Source organism: Enterococcus sp. M-BR2, assembly GCF_056612775.1.
Window position 1 is genome coordinate 2,451,696 of sequence record NZ_CM152743.1, and the last position, 14,308, is coordinate 2,466,003.

The 14,308-nt window shown below is 39.1% G+C and carries 15 protein-coding genes and 1 pseudogene; 13 read left to right on the forward strand and 3 right to left on the reverse strand.

Going from position 1 to position 14,308, the window contains the following annotated elements:
* Window positions 1-39 precede the first annotated feature (39 nt).
* Window positions 40-594 carry a CDP-alcohol phosphatidyltransferase family protein gene (locus AC1F25_RS11900; protein WP_002310692.1) on the forward strand — a complete coding sequence of 185 codons (555 nt, stop codon included), beginning with the start codon at window positions 40-42 and terminating at the stop codon, window positions 592-594.
* A gap of 159 nt (window positions 595-753) precedes the next feature.
* On the opposite strand, the gene AC1F25_RS11905 is transcribed toward AC1F25_RS11900, so the two are convergent.
* Both AC1F25_RS11905 and AC1F25_RS11910 read right to left on the reverse strand, forming a co-directional pair.
* Window positions 754-1,068 carry a DsrE family protein gene (locus AC1F25_RS11905; protein WP_002330734.1) on the reverse strand — a complete coding sequence of 105 codons (315 nt, stop codon included), beginning with the start codon at window positions 1,066-1,068 and terminating at the stop codon, window positions 754-756.
* Window positions 1,069-1,081: 13 nt separating this feature from the next.
* Window positions 1,082-1,342, reverse strand: coding sequence for a metal-sensitive transcriptional regulator (locus AC1F25_RS11910; protein ID WP_002292566.1), 261 nt, complete (start codon window positions 1,340-1,342; stop codon window positions 1,082-1,084).
* 167 nt (window positions 1,343-1,509) lie between these two features.
* Between AC1F25_RS11910 and AC1F25_RS11915 the strand changes: the two genes are divergently transcribed.
* From AC1F25_RS11915 to AC1F25_RS11940, 6 genes and pseudogenes are all read left to right on the forward strand, one after another.
* The gene (locus AC1F25_RS11915; RefSeq protein WP_002316644.1) at window positions 1,510-1,824 is read left to right on the forward strand and encodes a rhodanese-like domain-containing protein; all 315 of its coding nucleotides are present in this window, start codon (window positions 1,510-1,512) and stop codon (window positions 1,822-1,824) included.
* Window position 1,825: 1 nt separating this feature from the next.
* Window positions 1,826-3,481 (forward strand): FAD-dependent oxidoreductase, encoded by a 1,656-nt coding sequence (locus AC1F25_RS11920; RefSeq protein ID WP_002310698.1) that lies wholly within the window; start codon window positions 1,826-1,828, stop codon window positions 3,479-3,481.
* A gap of 82 nt (window positions 3,482-3,563) precedes the next feature.
* Window positions 3,564-5,699, forward strand: a complete 2,136-nt coding sequence (locus AC1F25_RS11925; protein ID WP_479994134.1) for a HelD family protein — start codon at window positions 3,564-3,566, stop codon at window positions 5,697-5,699.
* A 174-nt stretch (window positions 5,700-5,873) separates the two neighbouring features.
* A pseudogene (locus tag AC1F25_RS11930) lies at window positions 5,874-6,383 on the forward strand (hypothetical protein).
* A complete protein-coding gene (locus AC1F25_RS11935) occupies window positions 6,380-7,684 on the forward strand; it encodes a glycosyltransferase family 2 protein (RefSeq protein WP_002348305.1) in 1,305 nt (434 codons plus the stop codon). The pseudogene AC1F25_RS11930 and the gene AC1F25_RS11935 overlap by 4 nt, the downstream one beginning before the upstream one ends.
* Before the next feature lie 106 nt (window positions 7,685-7,790).
* Window positions 7,791-8,648, forward strand: coding sequence for an LPXTG cell wall anchor domain-containing protein (locus tag AC1F25_RS11940; protein WP_147606897.1), 858 nt, complete (start codon window positions 7,791-7,793; stop codon window positions 8,646-8,648).
* A 110-nt stretch (window positions 8,649-8,758) separates the two neighbouring features.
* Here AC1F25_RS11940 and AC1F25_RS11945 read toward each other — a convergent pair whose 3' ends face one another.
* Window positions 8,759-9,079: a putative heavy metal-binding protein gene (locus AC1F25_RS11945; protein WP_002292575.1), complete on the reverse strand. Its 321-nt coding sequence runs from the start codon at window positions 9,077-9,079 to the stop codon at window positions 8,759-8,761.
* A gap of 152 nt (window positions 9,080-9,231) precedes the next feature.
* Between AC1F25_RS11945 and dhaM the strand changes: the two genes are divergently transcribed.
* From dhaM to AC1F25_RS11975, 6 genes are all read left to right on the forward strand, one after another.
* Window positions 9,232-9,627, forward strand: a complete 396-nt coding sequence (gene dhaM / locus AC1F25_RS11950; protein ID WP_002310703.1) for a dihydroxyacetone kinase phosphoryl donor subunit DhaM — start codon at window positions 9,232-9,234, stop codon at window positions 9,625-9,627.
* Window positions 9,602-10,612: a dihydroxyacetone kinase subunit DhaK gene (gene dhaK / locus AC1F25_RS11955; protein WP_479994135.1), complete on the forward strand. Its 1,011-nt coding sequence runs from the start codon at window positions 9,602-9,604 to the stop codon at window positions 10,610-10,612. The genes dhaM and dhaK overlap by 26 nt, the downstream gene beginning before the upstream one ends.
* Before the next feature lie 28 nt (window positions 10,613-10,640).
* Window positions 10,641-11,246: a dihydroxyacetone kinase subunit DhaL gene (gene dhaL, locus AC1F25_RS11960; RefSeq protein ID WP_147606899.1), complete on the forward strand. Its 606-nt coding sequence runs from the start codon at window positions 10,641-10,643 to the stop codon at window positions 11,244-11,246.
* Between the two features lie 125 nt (window positions 11,247-11,371).
* Window positions 11,372-12,031, forward strand: a complete 660-nt coding sequence (locus tag AC1F25_RS11965; RefSeq protein WP_087064084.1) for an HI_0552 family protein — start codon at window positions 11,372-11,374, stop codon at window positions 12,029-12,031.
* A 378-nt stretch (window positions 12,032-12,409) separates the two neighbouring features.
* Window positions 12,410-12,931 (forward strand): hypothetical protein, encoded by a 522-nt coding sequence (locus AC1F25_RS11970; protein WP_479994136.1) that lies wholly within the window; start codon window positions 12,410-12,412, stop codon window positions 12,929-12,931.
* Window positions 12,931-14,292 (forward strand): Tle-like phospholipase domain-containing protein, encoded by a 1,362-nt coding sequence (locus tag AC1F25_RS11975; RefSeq protein WP_172757220.1) that lies wholly within the window; start codon window positions 12,931-12,933, stop codon window positions 14,290-14,292. Before AC1F25_RS11970 ends, AC1F25_RS11975 begins: the two co-directional genes overlap by 1 nt.
* The last annotated feature ends 16 nt before the right edge of the window (window positions 14,293-14,308 follow it).

A 14,308-nucleotide genomic window follows, 5' to 3' on the forward strand; every position in this document is an offset into this window, starting at 1 on the left:
CTAAAATAAAAAAGAGTGCTGAGGAGGTGGGTCGGTCAAATGAAAATAAGCACAAACTGGCGTAAAGAAATCCAAACGATTCCGAATCTTTTATCGATATTCCGTATTCTCTTGCTGCCGATTTATCTTTATTTTGTGCTGAGACAGTCGTTTTATGTAGCAGGCACGATAATTGTTGTCTCAGGATTGTCTGATTATTTAGATGGGGTCATTGCTCGGAGATATAATCAGGTAACAGACTTAGGGAAGGTACTTGATCCGTTTGCAGATAAATTGACACAACTTTTCCTGATTTTGTCTATGGCATGGTATCGACCGTGGCTTTGGCTATTGTTTGGTCTATTCTTGATAAAAGAAGGCTTTATGTTTGTAGCTGGATTAATCGGGCTATCTAAAAATATCAAATTAAGTGGTGCGAAGTGGTATGGCAAAGTAGCGACTGCTGTCATCTATGTTGGCATGATCCTTTTGTTGCTTTTCCCAGAATTACCAACGCTGTGGGTGAGAGTCATTTTTGCCGTCATCACTTACGGTCTTTTACAATCTTTTATCTTGTATGCTGTCGAGTACCGAAAGATGTTTCAAAGAAAATAAAGAAGGGGTGTGACCTATGTCGCACTCCTTTTTTTGATAAATAGACTTCCAATAGCTACTTCTCGATAATAAGCCAACCAAACCAAAAACATGAAAAGTTGTTTTTAATATTATTTCTTGTAACTCGGAGTTAAATGGTAGGATCACAACCTCTACTGACTAGGGCTTGATATAAGCATAACCTTGGGATTGCAGTTCAACTAAATCAAGTACACCTGCTGGTACAACGATTACTTGTTCAGGTAAAGAACTTTCTGAAACATGATTAGCACGCATAGCATTCGCACAAGCGTGAAAAACGACTTCTTTCAAATTTAAGAATTCTGCATTGGCAGAGTCTAGATAACCGGTAATCGCGATGCCGTTGACGGAAACGACGATCGTCGTTTCAGGAGAAGCTTTTATCAGGTTTTTTACGTTTTTCCCTGTTTCTGACCATTTTTCTAATTCATCAATATGGAAAACGACTTTCATTGAAATCATTCCTTTACTTTTTAATAATCATCTTGATTGCTTGCTCTAATTTAGCTGCTTGTTCTTCTGGATTACTATCAGGATTTTCAAAGCAATTTTTCAGATTATCTGCAACGATCATTCCCATTACGCGATCAATGCTAGAACGAACAGCGCTTAATTGAGTGATGACATCCATACATTCTTTTTCATCTTCGATCATTTTTTGGATACCACGAATTTGTCCCTCTGTACGTTTCAAACGGTTCAGGATATTTTTATTCTCAATCTCCATAGCACATTCTCCTCCATTTTTATAACTCGATAATACCCCTAATCGGTATTTTATGCAAATATAAAAAGCAGTAAAAAAATGAAGAGTCATTCTGGTTGACAGAATAAGAAAGCTCTTGTTTAATATACCCCATAAGGTATTTATAAAATATAAATGAGGTGCAGAAAATGAGTTTGTTATTTCAACCCATAAAATCGATAACAGTCCCAGAATTAAAGGAAAAGCTTTTAGAAAAGCCAGTATTACTTGATGTTAGAACACCTGTAGAATACCGGGGTGGGCATATAAAAGGAGCTAAAAATATTCCATTACAAGGCATAAACAGATATGATGGAGACAAAGAAAAGACCGTTTATGTGATTTGTCAATCAGGGATGAGGAGTAAACAAGCAGCAAAAGAATTAAAGAAATCTGGTTATGATGTGGTGAATGTACGTGGCGGTATGAATCAATGGTTTGATCGAACAGTAGGAGGGAAATAAGATGAAAATCGTTATTGTCGGAGGTGTAGCGGGTGGGATGTCTGCTGCTACACGGCTTCGCCGTTTAATGGAAGATGCAGAAATCATTGTTTTTGAAAAAGGACCGTATGTTTCTTTTGCAAATTGCGGCTTGCCTTATTATCTTTCGGGTGAAATCAGTGACCGGGAAAATCTTCTGGTCCAAACGCCAGAATCATTAGCTGCTCGTTTTTGTTTAGATGTGCGTCCAAACCATGAAGTGACAGCTATCTTTCCTGAAAACAAAACAGTAGAAGTCGTACATGGAGGTCAAAAACACCTGGAACAGTACGATGTATTGGTTTTATCTCCTGGCGCAAAACCAGTTGTTCCGTCAATTCCAGGGATAACAGAAGCCGACAATGTTTTTTCTATTAGAAATGTACCAGACATCGATAAAGTGATGCATGCGTTAGAAAAACAGCCAAACCGTGCCGTGATCGTTGGTGCAGGATTCATCGGATTGGAAATGGCAGAAAACCTAAAAAAAAGAGGTTTAGAAGTCATGGTGATCGAACAAGCGCCGCATATTCTTCCGACACTGGATGAAGAAATGGCAGCTTTTATAGAAAAAGAATTGTCTCATCAAGGAGTAGAAGTGATTACTTCTCATGCTGTCGCTAGATTTGAAGACCACGGGAAACGATTGCGACTGGATGACGGGCGTACCATCCCTGCTGATTTAGTTATTTTATCCATTGGTGTTCGTCCTGATAACCAGTTAGCAGTGACCGCTGGAATCGAATTAGGTATACGCGGGGGTATCCTAGTAGACGAACGATATCAAACGAATATTCCTGATATTTATGCGGTGGGGGATGCTATCGTTGTAAAACAGCTAATCACTGGAAAAGATGCACTTATTTCTCTTGCTTCACCAGCCAATCGTCAAGGTAGACAAGTTGCAGACACGATTTCCGGAATTTCTCGAAGAAATCAAGGCAGTATTGGAACAGCAATTATACGAACATTTGGAATGACCGCCGCATCCACCGGATTAAGTGAAAGAACAGCCAAAGAAAACGAGCTGTCTTTTGAAGTCGTTCATGTGTCAGGAAAAGATCATGCAAGCTATTATCCAGAAGCAACAGATATTTTACTGAAGTTGATCTTCCATCCAGAGACTGGCGAGATTTATGGTGCACAAGGTGTTGGGGCAAAAGGTGTGGATAAACGGATCGATATTTTAGCAACAGCAATCAAAGGGCATTTGACGATCTTCGATTTGCCGGAGTTAGAATTGACGTATGCACCGCCATTTGGCTCAGCCAAAGATCCAGTAAACATGCTAGGATATGCAGCAATGAACATTGCAGAAGGGCTTAGTGAAACCGTACAATGGCATGAATTGCCAACAGAATTAGCCAAAGGAAAAATTTTATTAGATGTGCGAACAGCAGAAGAATTGGAAAAAGGCAAATTCAAGGAAGCCAAACATATCCCTTTGAATGAACTTCGGGACCGATTAAATGAATTAGACAGTCAACAAGAATATATCGTCAGCTGTCATAGCGGCTTACGTAGCTATCTAGCAGAAAGAATCTTGAAGCAGTCTGGCTACCACGTAAAAAACCTTGATGGAGCATTTTCTTTATATCAAACTGTCCGACCTGAAGAACTGATATATCCTAACAAATGATACTCGTTAAAAAGCTTGCATTCGACTCTTAAAAGAGGTAAACTAATCGGTTCCACCACTTTAAAAAAAGAGGAGAATGTGTATGGTCAACACACAAAAGCAGTTAGAAGAAGCATATCTGAAGAATGTGTATCAAAAGCTAATCGATAAAAGAAACGAACTGCGTGAATCGATGGATACGGCAAAAATAGAAGGAAACCAGTCGCTGAAAGAAATGGCTGGCGAGCTTCGATTGAATTTTGACAGTTACTTAGATAACCTGGATACTTTTTCGATGATTGAAATGAAAAATAGAGAAATCGATCAGATGAATATCAAACAGAAAAACGCAGAAAATCAGCTGGCAAAGATCGAACGTTTATTGAAAAGTCCCTATTTTGGAAAAGTCATTGTAGACTTTCTGGATAATGAGCCAAAAGAATCCTTTTATATCGGTACAGCAAATTTCACAGATGATGTAGATGAAAATCTTGTTTATGATTGGCGTTCACCAATTGCCGAACTTTTTTACAATAACGTGATTGGTCCGTCTTCTTATACGGTTCGTCAAAATAAAATCGATACGGTTATCAAAGAAAGACGACAATTTATTTTGGAAAGAGATCGTTTGGTCAAGTTTTTTGATACGTCTGTAGCTATCCAAGACGATGTGTTATTAGAAGTGTTAGGTCAAGATGAAACCAATGAAATGAAGGCTATCACTGCTACGATCCAATCGGAACAAAACACAATCATTCGGGATGTGAAAAGTCAAAATATCTTGGTAAATGGCGTAGCAGGAAGTGGTAAAACCTCTGCTATCATGCAGCGTATTGCGTATCTGCTCTATTTATATCGAGATACGATGACATCTGATGACTTGCTGATTCTATCGCCTAATCATCGGTTCATCGACTATATCTCGAATGTCCTACCATCATTAGGCGAAAGAAATCCACTGAATCTAACCATCTTGCAGCTGGTTTCACAGCTTTCAGCAGAGAAAATAGAAGGTGAAGAAGCTTATTTCAAACGTATCACGAAAGAAAATGTATCAGAGCAAGCAGAACATTTGCGTAGTAAAGAGTATATCGATGATCTAAAACGATCAGATCCTTTGTTTCTAGATCATCCTGATTTTATCCGTGGACTTACTAAAAATGGAAAAACAGTTCTTTCTAAAAAAACGATCGAAAAAATATATGAGAAAGTTCCTGCTCATCCTAAATTGATCGATAGGCTTCAAGCAACGAAAAAGGCACTGATGAGCGAATGGAAGAACCATCTTTTGAAACAAGCAAAAAGTCCTGCAGTGCAGAATCAGGTACTCTCGTTGACAGAAGATAGGCAGTTGAAATTATTCGGTGAATTGATTTCTGATGATTCGGAACAAAGTATCGCAACTTATGCAAGGAAACTTTTACAAAAAAACTATCGAAAAATAACCAGACAAATCGAAGAAATGGCGTGGGTGGATGAGCATCGATTGTTTGAAAGAATTTATGAAAAACGATATGGCTCAGCTTATGTTTGGCAACACACACGTACTGTTGATGAAGCAGTCATTTTATTAGCTATTCATCATTTGCTTGTTGAAAAGGTAAATGTACCAGCGTTTCGCTATTTATTGATTGATGAAGTCCAAGATTATACCCTGGCACAATTAGGTCTATTGATTGAATTATTTCCAAAAACTCACTTTACTTTAGTAGGTGACGAGAATCAAGCAATCTTTAATTCTTCCACTACTTTTGCTGATATTATGCGTTGTTTCGATGACTACCATCTGCCGATCCATCGATATGATCTTAGAAATAGTTACCGTTCTAGCGGAGCAATCACAGAGCTTTTCAAAACCTATGCTGTGGATCAAGAGAAGATCGACATCGTATCGATCCGACCGCAAGGAAAAGAACCCGAATACCGCTCTTTTCAATCCTCTGAAGAATTGTTGGAAATACTAGCTGAGATTTTGGCTTTTCTAAATGGAGAAAAAGCGGCAATTATCACCCAAACAGAAGAGGAAACCCAAACGCTACAAGAATCGATTAAAAAAAGTTCATATGGATTAGAAAACTGCCAGATCATTCCTTTGAGTCTAGCAAAAGGACTAGAATTTGATCATGTAATCTTGTATCCATTTGAAAACAATAGAGATGAGCAAAGAAGACGCAGACAAATGTACACGGCGATATCTAGAGGAATGAAAAGCATTGTCGTATTGGAAAGAGAAACATAATTAAGAGATAAAAAAATAAAAAGAACAACTGATAAAAAGAACAAAATATTTTTCATTTGCCGATGAGAAATGTTTTGTTCTTTTTCTTAGGAAAAATTTAGGAACACTTTATGTGAAAAGAAATGAAAAGTATGGTAAACTCCTACGTCGTAACAAAAAATGTGAGGTGAGGATATGAAAAAAGTAACAAGAGAAGAAGTTGCATCGATTTTGGTGAAAGATAAGTATTTTTCGAAAGGTAATTATTGGTTGAAAATTTGGCAAACGCTAGTGGCTCTTTTCGGTTGGATGATCGTTGTTCTTCCTTTTATATAGGTGTTTTTTCCATTGACGAGACCAGAAAGAGCCAAAGATTTTTACTTGTACGCTTTTTTATTGGAAAAGAAAATGCTGTATTTCTTCATCGGCTTTTTTGCATTGATCTTTTTCAGCTTCCTGATTATCTCATTTGTGTTGACTAGATGGAACAATCGAAATTTGTATAGAAAAGTAAATAAGTCTTTTGAATATGAAGATGAAGAATTGAAAAAAAGACAAGAATTACTTGAAGAAATGTATACGGAACGTTTTGGAACAAAGTAAGAGAGAGAAACGGTCCGTTTTTATTCTGTCTCCGAAGAGAAAAATCTAGATACGACACTCATTGCAGATTTGTATAAAGAAAATGGGGTGGAACTGAAATGACCTCAATCACTCATACAGGTAATCAATTCCTAGATACTTGTTTGTCTATCATGTATTTTTTTCTCGTTTCTTACCCGATTTTAGGCGGATTTGCATGGTTTATTGGTGTCTGGTGTTATGTTTTTTTATACAAACACAAACAAAAAGAATGGGTAGATGTTCCATCAGGTGTCGAACCGTTCATTACGATCATGGTACCAGCCCATAATGAAGAGATTGTGATCGAAGATACGATCGAGTATTTGATGACGAAATTGAATTATCACAACTATGAAGTATTAGTGACAGATGATGGTTCAACGGACCAAACACCAGAAATATTAGCCAGACTGATGAAAAAATACGCTAATCTTCGTGTGGTTCGGATCGAAAAAAATAAAGGAAAAGCCCATGCGTTTAATATCGGACTTGCCTTTGCAAAAGGGAAATTGATTTTAAGCAATGATGCAGATACGGTACCGGAGCCAGATGCACTGAAGAGGTATGTGAATTATTTTATTCGCCCTGGTGCAAGACATATTGCTGCGGTCACTGCAAATATGGATGTCCAAAATCGTACAAAGTTGATTGCAAAATCGCAAACGGTTGAATTCTCAAGTATCGTTGGTATTATCAAACGAACACAGTCAGCTGTTTTCGGTGGCCTTTATGCGTACAGTGGGGCAAATACGATGTATCGAAAAGAAGCCTTGATCGATGTGGGCGGATTCAGACAAGATCGAGCGACAGAAGACATCAGTATTGCTTGGGATCATCAGTTGAATGATTGGGTATCTGTTTTTGCTCCTGGAATCATCTTTTTCATGGAAGTACCTGTGACGTTGAAGATGCTATATCGACAAAGAAAACGTTGGGCAAAAGGTGGAACAGAAGTCTGGCTGACGAATTTCAAAAAAGTGATGCTCCATCCTTTTGAACATATCGGAAGAACGATCATCTTCATTGATCAAACATTGAGTATTGTCTGGTCAATATTCTTTTGTATTTCCGTGATTCTTTTTATTGGATTGATTGGGCATTATGTGTACCAAGGAAACTATGAACAGATCTATGTCACTTTTACATTCAGTTTTGTGTTCATCTGCTTTGAAATGGTCGCAGGATTTTTCCAGTTGTTAGCTTCGCTGATTGTAGATGATCGACGAAGAAAATTGAAATACCTTCTTTTCGCACCCCTATATATGCTTTTGTTCTGGATAGTGAACGCGATAACGATCGTGACGACTTTCATTCCAGCGGTCAAAACGATTTTAGGTTATGGAAGCGGGACATGGAAAAGTCCGGAACGTACAAAAAAATAAAAGATGCACCGTTTTTTAGACAAACAGCCTGTTGTGTTTATGGTTCTTCCAGACATTTTTGCTTATAATAAGAAATTAGTTAAAAAGTAGTAAGGATGGGAAAGTGATGAAAAAAAGAATGAAGCCGTTGATCTGGCCGATTGCTGTTTTCGGTATTTTCTTCTTCGGACAAACAGCTTTTGCAGAAACTTCTGAACCTGCTCAAACAGAGCCTTCAACAACTATAAGCTCTTCTGATGCTGAAAACGGAACCTCAGAAACAGAAATGACTTCCAATGTACCGACAGATAACTCAGGAGAAACGATTTCGTCTTCAGAAGATACATCAACGAATAGTTCTACCTCTTCTGACCAAATCGATCATTTGCAAGACTTGGAAAATAAAAGAAAAGAACTCGAAGAAGCATTAGAAGCTGCAAAAAACAAATTGAAAGAAGACCAAGCAGCAATCGATCAAGATTTAGCTGATCTTAAAAATAAAGCGGGAAATGACCGTGCACAACTTGAGAAAAAGCTTGCTGAAGCGAAAGCAAAAGCGGAAGCTGTCCAAACAGATCTTGACGGGAAGATCCAACAAGCAAAAGAATTCAATCAACAATTAGATCAGGTTGCTCAAACAGCTTCTGGAAAGCTAAGTCAAACTCAAGCGGATATCACAGCGGCCAGTCAAGCGATCCATGGAAAGATCAGCGAAGCACAAACAGTTGCTAATGATTTTGAAGCAAAAAAAGCAGACTTAGCAGCTAGTTTCCAACGAATAAAAGATATTTTGCATTCGGCAGGAGAAAAATCAGTGGCCTCTGGAACCACGACAGAAACAGTTCATCAAACGACAGAGCCATCCGAATCAACAAGTCAGACTTTACCAAAAACAAATGAAAAAACAGCTTCTGTCAATTACTCCTTCGTAGGCACAGGTGTGCTAGTTGCAGCAGCTTACGGAATCATTCGCAAAAAGAAATAAAAAAGAGAGAATGGGAAGGTAGTGAACCTCGAAGTTAGACTGAAAAATCTAACTCTTGGGTCCCACTACATGTCCCATCTCTTTTTATTTATTAAGACAGCTATTCCTACTTATCTTGTGGAGACAGCTGTTCCACTACATGTGACCATCAGCATACCATTGTCGCTACCTAATACTTCGTAGTCCATTTTTACGCCAATGATTGCATCAGCTCCTAATGCTTTTGCACGTTCGGCCATTTCCGCAAGTGCTTCTTCTCTTGCGCCCATTAGTTCATTTTCATAACTTTTTGAACGGCCGCCAAAGACGTTTCGCAAACCAGCCCCAAAATCTTTCAATACATTGATCCCAGTAATAACTTCACCAAAAACGATTCCTTTATAAGCTACTACGGTTTTTCCTTCCACACTATTCGTGGTTGTTGTAATCATTCGATCACTCCTCTCTTTAACGAAAGTATAACAAAGTTCAAGATGCGCAACACATATTTTCCCAAAATTAGGAATTTATTATATACTTGAATTGTTCATTAATGAAAGCGAAATCAATCGTTAGCAACTATGTAAAAGAAAGGAAGATTCTTGTGAAAAAGAGTATTTTGCTTATTTCTCATAGTCAAAAAGTAACAGATGGTATTAAAGAAATGATTGAGCAGATGCAAAAATCCCAAGAGGTGCAGATCTTTTCTCTCGGCGGAATAAATGGCGAGATCGGATCAGACCCGATGAAAATCGTAGAAGCTGTCAATGAATCAAGTGATGCAGCTAGTTATTTTGTTTTTGCGGATATCGGCAGCGCGGTATTGAATTCGGAACTGGCAAAAGACATGTTGGAAGAAGAACAGCAGCAACGTTATCATCTGGTGGATGCGCCTTTAGTGGAAGGAGCTTTTGCAGCAGCCATCACTGCCGGTATAACGGATGATACTCAGCAAATCTTAACAGAAGCACAAAATGCCGGAAAGAAAGGATGGGAATAAATTGAAAAAAATCATGAATGATCCAAGCAATATTGTCGAAGAAATGCTGGAAGGATTAGTAAAAAGCTATCCAGAACTTGTTTATCGTGTAGAATCTTCCCGTGTTGTAGCCAAGAATCAGAAATCGGAACAAGTTGGTTTGGTTTCTGGTGGAGGAAGCGGACATGAACCATCCCATGCCGGGTTTGTAGGGGAAGGAATGTTAAGTGCAGCGGTGCTCGGTGATGTATTTACTTCTCCAACTCCAGATCAGATTCAAACGGCTATCAAGGAAGCGGATAGTGGCAAAGGAGTTTTACTAATCATTAAGAATTATACAGGGGATGTATTGAACTTCGATATGGCAAAGGAACTAGCTGCTATGGACGATATTGAAGTAGAAAGTGTAATCGTAGATGATGATATCGCCGTTGAAAATAGTACGTATACTGCTGGAAAACGCGGAGTCGCAGGTACTGTCCTTGTACACAAAATCGTGGGCGATGCAGCAAGAAACGGTGCTTCCCTAGCAGAGTTGAAAGAATTGGGAGAAAAGGTCGTACAGGCAACTAAAACAATCGGTGTAGCGCTTCGAGCAGCAACTGTACCAGAAGTAGGGAAACCAGGATTCGAACTAGGAGAAGATGAAATCGAGTACGGTGTTGGTATCCACGGTGAGCCAGGCTATCGTCGAGAAAAGATGCAGCCTTCTAAAGTACTGGCAAAGGAACTTGTTACTAAGATTTTAGATGATTACTCGAATTTGCCAAAAGAAGCAGGTGTATTCGTCAACGGAATGGGCGGGACGCCTTTGATGGAACAGTTCGTATTCATGAATGATGTTTTAGCTCTGCTGGAAGAAAGAGGCGTCAATGTAGTTTTCCGAAAAGTCGGTAATTTTATGACCTCACTAGATATGCAAGGCCTTTCTCTTACGCTGATCGACTTGACGGAGACACAATGGAAAGATTCTTTAGAAAGCAATGTACAGACGATTTCATGGTAAGACAATCTCAAGATAAAAGGGTGATAATATGAAACTAACCGTTCAAGAAATCCAAGAATGGCTCTCACAATTTGCAGAGGCAATCAATCAGAACAAACAATATCTCAGTGATCTAGATACCCCGATTGGCGATGGAGACCACGGAAATAATATGGGAAGAGGGGCTTCAGCTTATGAAGAAGCTTTTCAAACCGATCATCCTGGAACAATTAGTGATACATTCAAAGTATTCTCTATGGCGATGATATCGAAAGTCGGTGGGGCTTCTGGTCCGTTATACGGATCTGCATTCATGAACATGATGAAAGCGACAAAAGGGGTCGATTCTATTGATTCTCAAGAAAAATTAGGAGAAGTGATCGAGCAGGGAACAGCGGGTATTCAAAGCCGAGGAAAGGCAGAAGCTGACGATAAAACGATGTTAGATGTTTGGCTACCAGTTACAGAGGCGTTGAAAGCAGGGAATCTAACAAAAGAAATTATTGACCAGGCAAAAGAACACACCAAAGACTTGGTAGCTAAAAAAGGACGAGCTTCCTATCTAGGAGAGCGTGCAATCGGACATATCGACCCGGGAGCTGCTTCCAGTGCCATTTTATTTACGTCACTACTCAATGTGATCAAAACTTCATGACCATTCCTGTAAATGGAAACAGAGGCTGAACTCGAAAAGCAATCAGTTGCTTTTTCGATTCAGCTTTTTTACAGTTGTTTCTTTTAAATAACATAGTTAAAATAAAAAAGAAAAGAGGGAACAAAATGGATTTAATGAAAGAAGACTATCAGTTATTTGACAGAGACAATTATGCATTCAAACAACTCAAAGAAATACATACACCAGATGAAGTCGAACTAATCAAACAAGAATACAAAGCACACTGGCAAAAATGGAAAGAGATCCAGCTCCAGACAGCTGCACTTTTGCCTGATACATATGGCATGAGCAAACCTAAAATCGAAAGCTGGACGAATGGCTGGAATTTACGCAGTCATTTTTGGAGTGCTTATCGAAGTGAAGATCGGCAAAACGAGAATGCCTGTCTAGCAGTTTTGTTGAATCAAAAACAATACCAAATCTATTTGATGTATCAGCACTATAAAAGTGACACGAGAGAAGGAAGCGTTGAAGGATACAATCAATTGCTATCTTTACTGCAGGAATGGAGTACCCAGGTAGCGATTGAAGATTATTATATCTGGCCTCAGCCTGAAAATGAGCTGGAAGATCATTTGCCTTTATCCGTTTATTTATCAGATAAGAGCAAGCAAGAAGAGCTGCGAGAAACAATGGGCGATCGAACCTTCCAACTTGGCAAACTGTTTTTTTCTCCAAATGAATACACAAACATCGAAGAGAAAACTGCTGAGGCACTCAAAGAACTAGCGCCATTGTATCACGCGATAAAAAAGAAGTTATGAAAAAGCTGATTTGCGTTGCGTACTAAATAGATGGCATATCATCGAATCCACTGCTCTCATGATGCAACATAAACAGACACCTGCGAAAAATCATTTTTTTGCAGGTGTCTGTTTGGTTTTTCCATCAGTCAAATCAGAATAAAAATTTAAACAAATCTAAAAACATAACAGTTAACAATCTCTAAAAAACAACAATTACTTGCGCCTGTTTATTCTTTTGTATATGTGTTTCGATTTACATAACAGAAAAAATGAAAAAATATTCATTTCGTTATCAAACAAGGAAAAGTAAGAACAAGGCTTCTTTTTTCACTGATAAGCCTATGGTAAAATCCATTTAAAGCGTTTTCTTTGTGAAGAGAAGTAAGAAGAGCAAGTATGAAAAAAATCATTTTCAGAGGAGTCATAGTCATCATCGCACTAAGTATAGGAGGGAAAATATTGATGGATAGAAGAGAAAAAGACAATGAAGAACTGCGTACCATCCAAACCGATCTGGCAAATTATTTGTATAATCATTATGAGATTTCAACAGTAGATGAAAAGCGAGAAAAGGAAATCTTCAAAGAATTTAATCAAGGTAAAGGAGACATGACTGAACAGGAATTTTTTGAAAGATTAGATTCTATAACTGAGTATATTGATATTGAGAAAATAGAATTTACAGGTTTTTCTGTAACCCCTATGAAATCTTTAGAGGTCCACTTCGAAATCAATGACCTGCTCTCCCACACTGCGACATTAGGAGTAAAGTCTGCAGAAACAGGTCAGTGGATCTATAGGATTGATAGTGGTATAGAAAAACCGAGGCAAGATCATTATCTCAGTAGAAAAGACCAAGAGACCAATAGGAGCATACCCATGAATATCGTCACATTCTATGATGGGGGGATCGACTGATGGATCAGAATCGAGTTTTTTCAGAAACAGTTTATCAAGTAGAAGTAGGAAATATAAAAAAGCTGGATAGATTTGGCGTGAAAAACGAATATTTAATTCTTGATATGGTAAACACCGACAAACATACAATCGGAAAAGAAAAAACACCAAAGAAAAACGGAATGCAGGCCATGGTCGTGGCTGAAATCAAAGATGAATATAAAAGTAAGAAGCAAGATCAATTACAGCAAATTTCCGGCTACCCCAAATCCGTCATCAAAAAAGACCTGACTATCGCCTACGCGGGCACTAAAAACTGGCAGGATTGGAAAACGAACATCCGAGAAGTCGGCTTTGAGGACAAACACGACAACGGCGCCTTCCAGTCGGCTTTAGCGTATGCCGATGCAATCGAAAAGACCTATTCTGTCAAAGACGGCTACACCATTTCCACGACCGGTCATTCCTTAGGTGGAGCGCAGGCAATCTATGTCGCTGTTTTAAAAGGCTATCACGGATTTACATATGCAGCGGCAGGCCCAGGCTTGAGTGAGAAGCAGCTCATGAATTATGAAGGGCAGATCATCAATCTGTATGACACTTCAGACATCGTGACTAGTGGCTGGCTGACTGGCGGGAAAGGCCAACTGCCATTTCACAGTTTCGGAATCGACAACGCCGGCTGGAAAAACTATGGACACGATCTAAATCAGTTCAATCTCGACAAAAACGGGAATTACATCGATAAATATGGCGATATCATCATCTATTCCGACCAACATGGAGGGGTCGCCCTCGAACAGACCTTACTCGCCCAGCAAATCATCAAAAACAAAGCTATGATCCGTCAAATGGAGACATATGGCGAAAAAAATCAATGGGAGAAAGATCGGATCAGTCAACTGAAAGAAGAAAACAAGTGGCTCCAGCTACAAATCAGTGCTTTCTCCAAGCTAGTGACTTGGCGGAAAAGATTCACAGCTAGCAGCGGCGGTCTGTCGACCAATGAACAGATCTATTTAGACGACCAGCAGGCGCTGATGATCGTGAAACATGCGGCTTCCGTCTTCGATCAAGCGATGGAACAAGTGCTAGTCATTTACCAGCGTGGAATTCGTGATTTGGAACAGCTGTGGGCAGATGGTCTTGCGATGGTCCGCAGACAGACACCGCTTTTGTCTCAGAACGAAATGCTCGATGCTCTGCGAGAAGTCGGTTGTACAAAGCAGACGATCGTTGATGAACCTACGCAGGAATTCAGGGAAAAAATCTTCAAAATCAAGCAGCTTTCAGCAGAATTCTCTACCTTGGCAAAAGAGATCGAAGCGAAAATCAATGAGCTGGTCCAACGTGATCGAGACTTGGCACGACAATTATTTTAAAACAAGGAGTAGTGAG

Coding starts and splice junctions, on each gene's coding strand:
- AC1F25_RS11900 (WP_002310692.1), top strand. CDS start 40: ATGAAAATAAGCACAAACTGGCGTAAAGAAATCCAAACGATTCCGAAT.
- AC1F25_RS11935 (WP_002348305.1), top strand. CDS start 6,380: ATGACCTCAATCACTCATACAGGTAATCAATTCCTAGATACTTGTTTG.
- AC1F25_RS11975 (WP_172757220.1), top strand. CDS start 12,931: ATGGATCAGAATCGAGTTTTTTCAGAAACAGTTTATCAAGTAGAAGTA.
- AC1F25_RS11945 (WP_002292575.1), bottom strand. CDS start 9,079: ATGATTACAACAACCACGAATAGTGTGGAAGGAAAAACCGTAGTAGCT.
- AC1F25_RS11925 (WP_479994134.1), top strand. CDS start 3,564: ATGGTCAACACACAAAAGCAGTTAGAAGAAGCATATCTGAAGAATGTG.
- dhaK (WP_479994135.1), top strand. CDS start 9,602: ATGCCGGAAAGAAAGGATGGGAATAAATTGAAAAAAATCATGAATGAT.
- AC1F25_RS11940 (WP_147606897.1), top strand. CDS start 7,791: ATGAAAAAAAGAATGAAGCCGTTGATCTGGCCGATTGCTGTTTTCGGT.
- AC1F25_RS11970 (WP_479994136.1), top strand. CDS start 12,410: ATGAAAAAAATCATTTTCAGAGGAGTCATAGTCATCATCGCACTAAGT.
- AC1F25_RS11910 (WP_002292566.1), bottom strand. CDS start 1,342: ATGGAGATTGAGAATAAAAATATCCTGAACCGTTTGAAACGTACAGAG.
- AC1F25_RS11915 (WP_002316644.1), top strand. CDS start 1,510: ATGAGTTTGTTATTTCAACCCATAAAATCGATAACAGTCCCAGAATTA.
- AC1F25_RS11905 (WP_002330734.1), bottom strand. CDS start 1,068: ATGAAAGTCGTTTTCCATATTGATGAATTAGAAAAATGGTCAGAAACA.
- dhaL (WP_147606899.1), top strand. CDS start 10,641: ATGAAACTAACCGTTCAAGAAATCCAAGAATGGCTCTCACAATTTGCA.
- AC1F25_RS11965 (WP_087064084.1), top strand. CDS start 11,372: ATGGATTTAATGAAAGAAGACTATCAGTTATTTGACAGAGACAATTAT.
- AC1F25_RS11920 (WP_002310698.1), top strand. CDS start 1,826: ATGAAAATCGTTATTGTCGGAGGTGTAGCGGGTGGGATGTCTGCTGCT.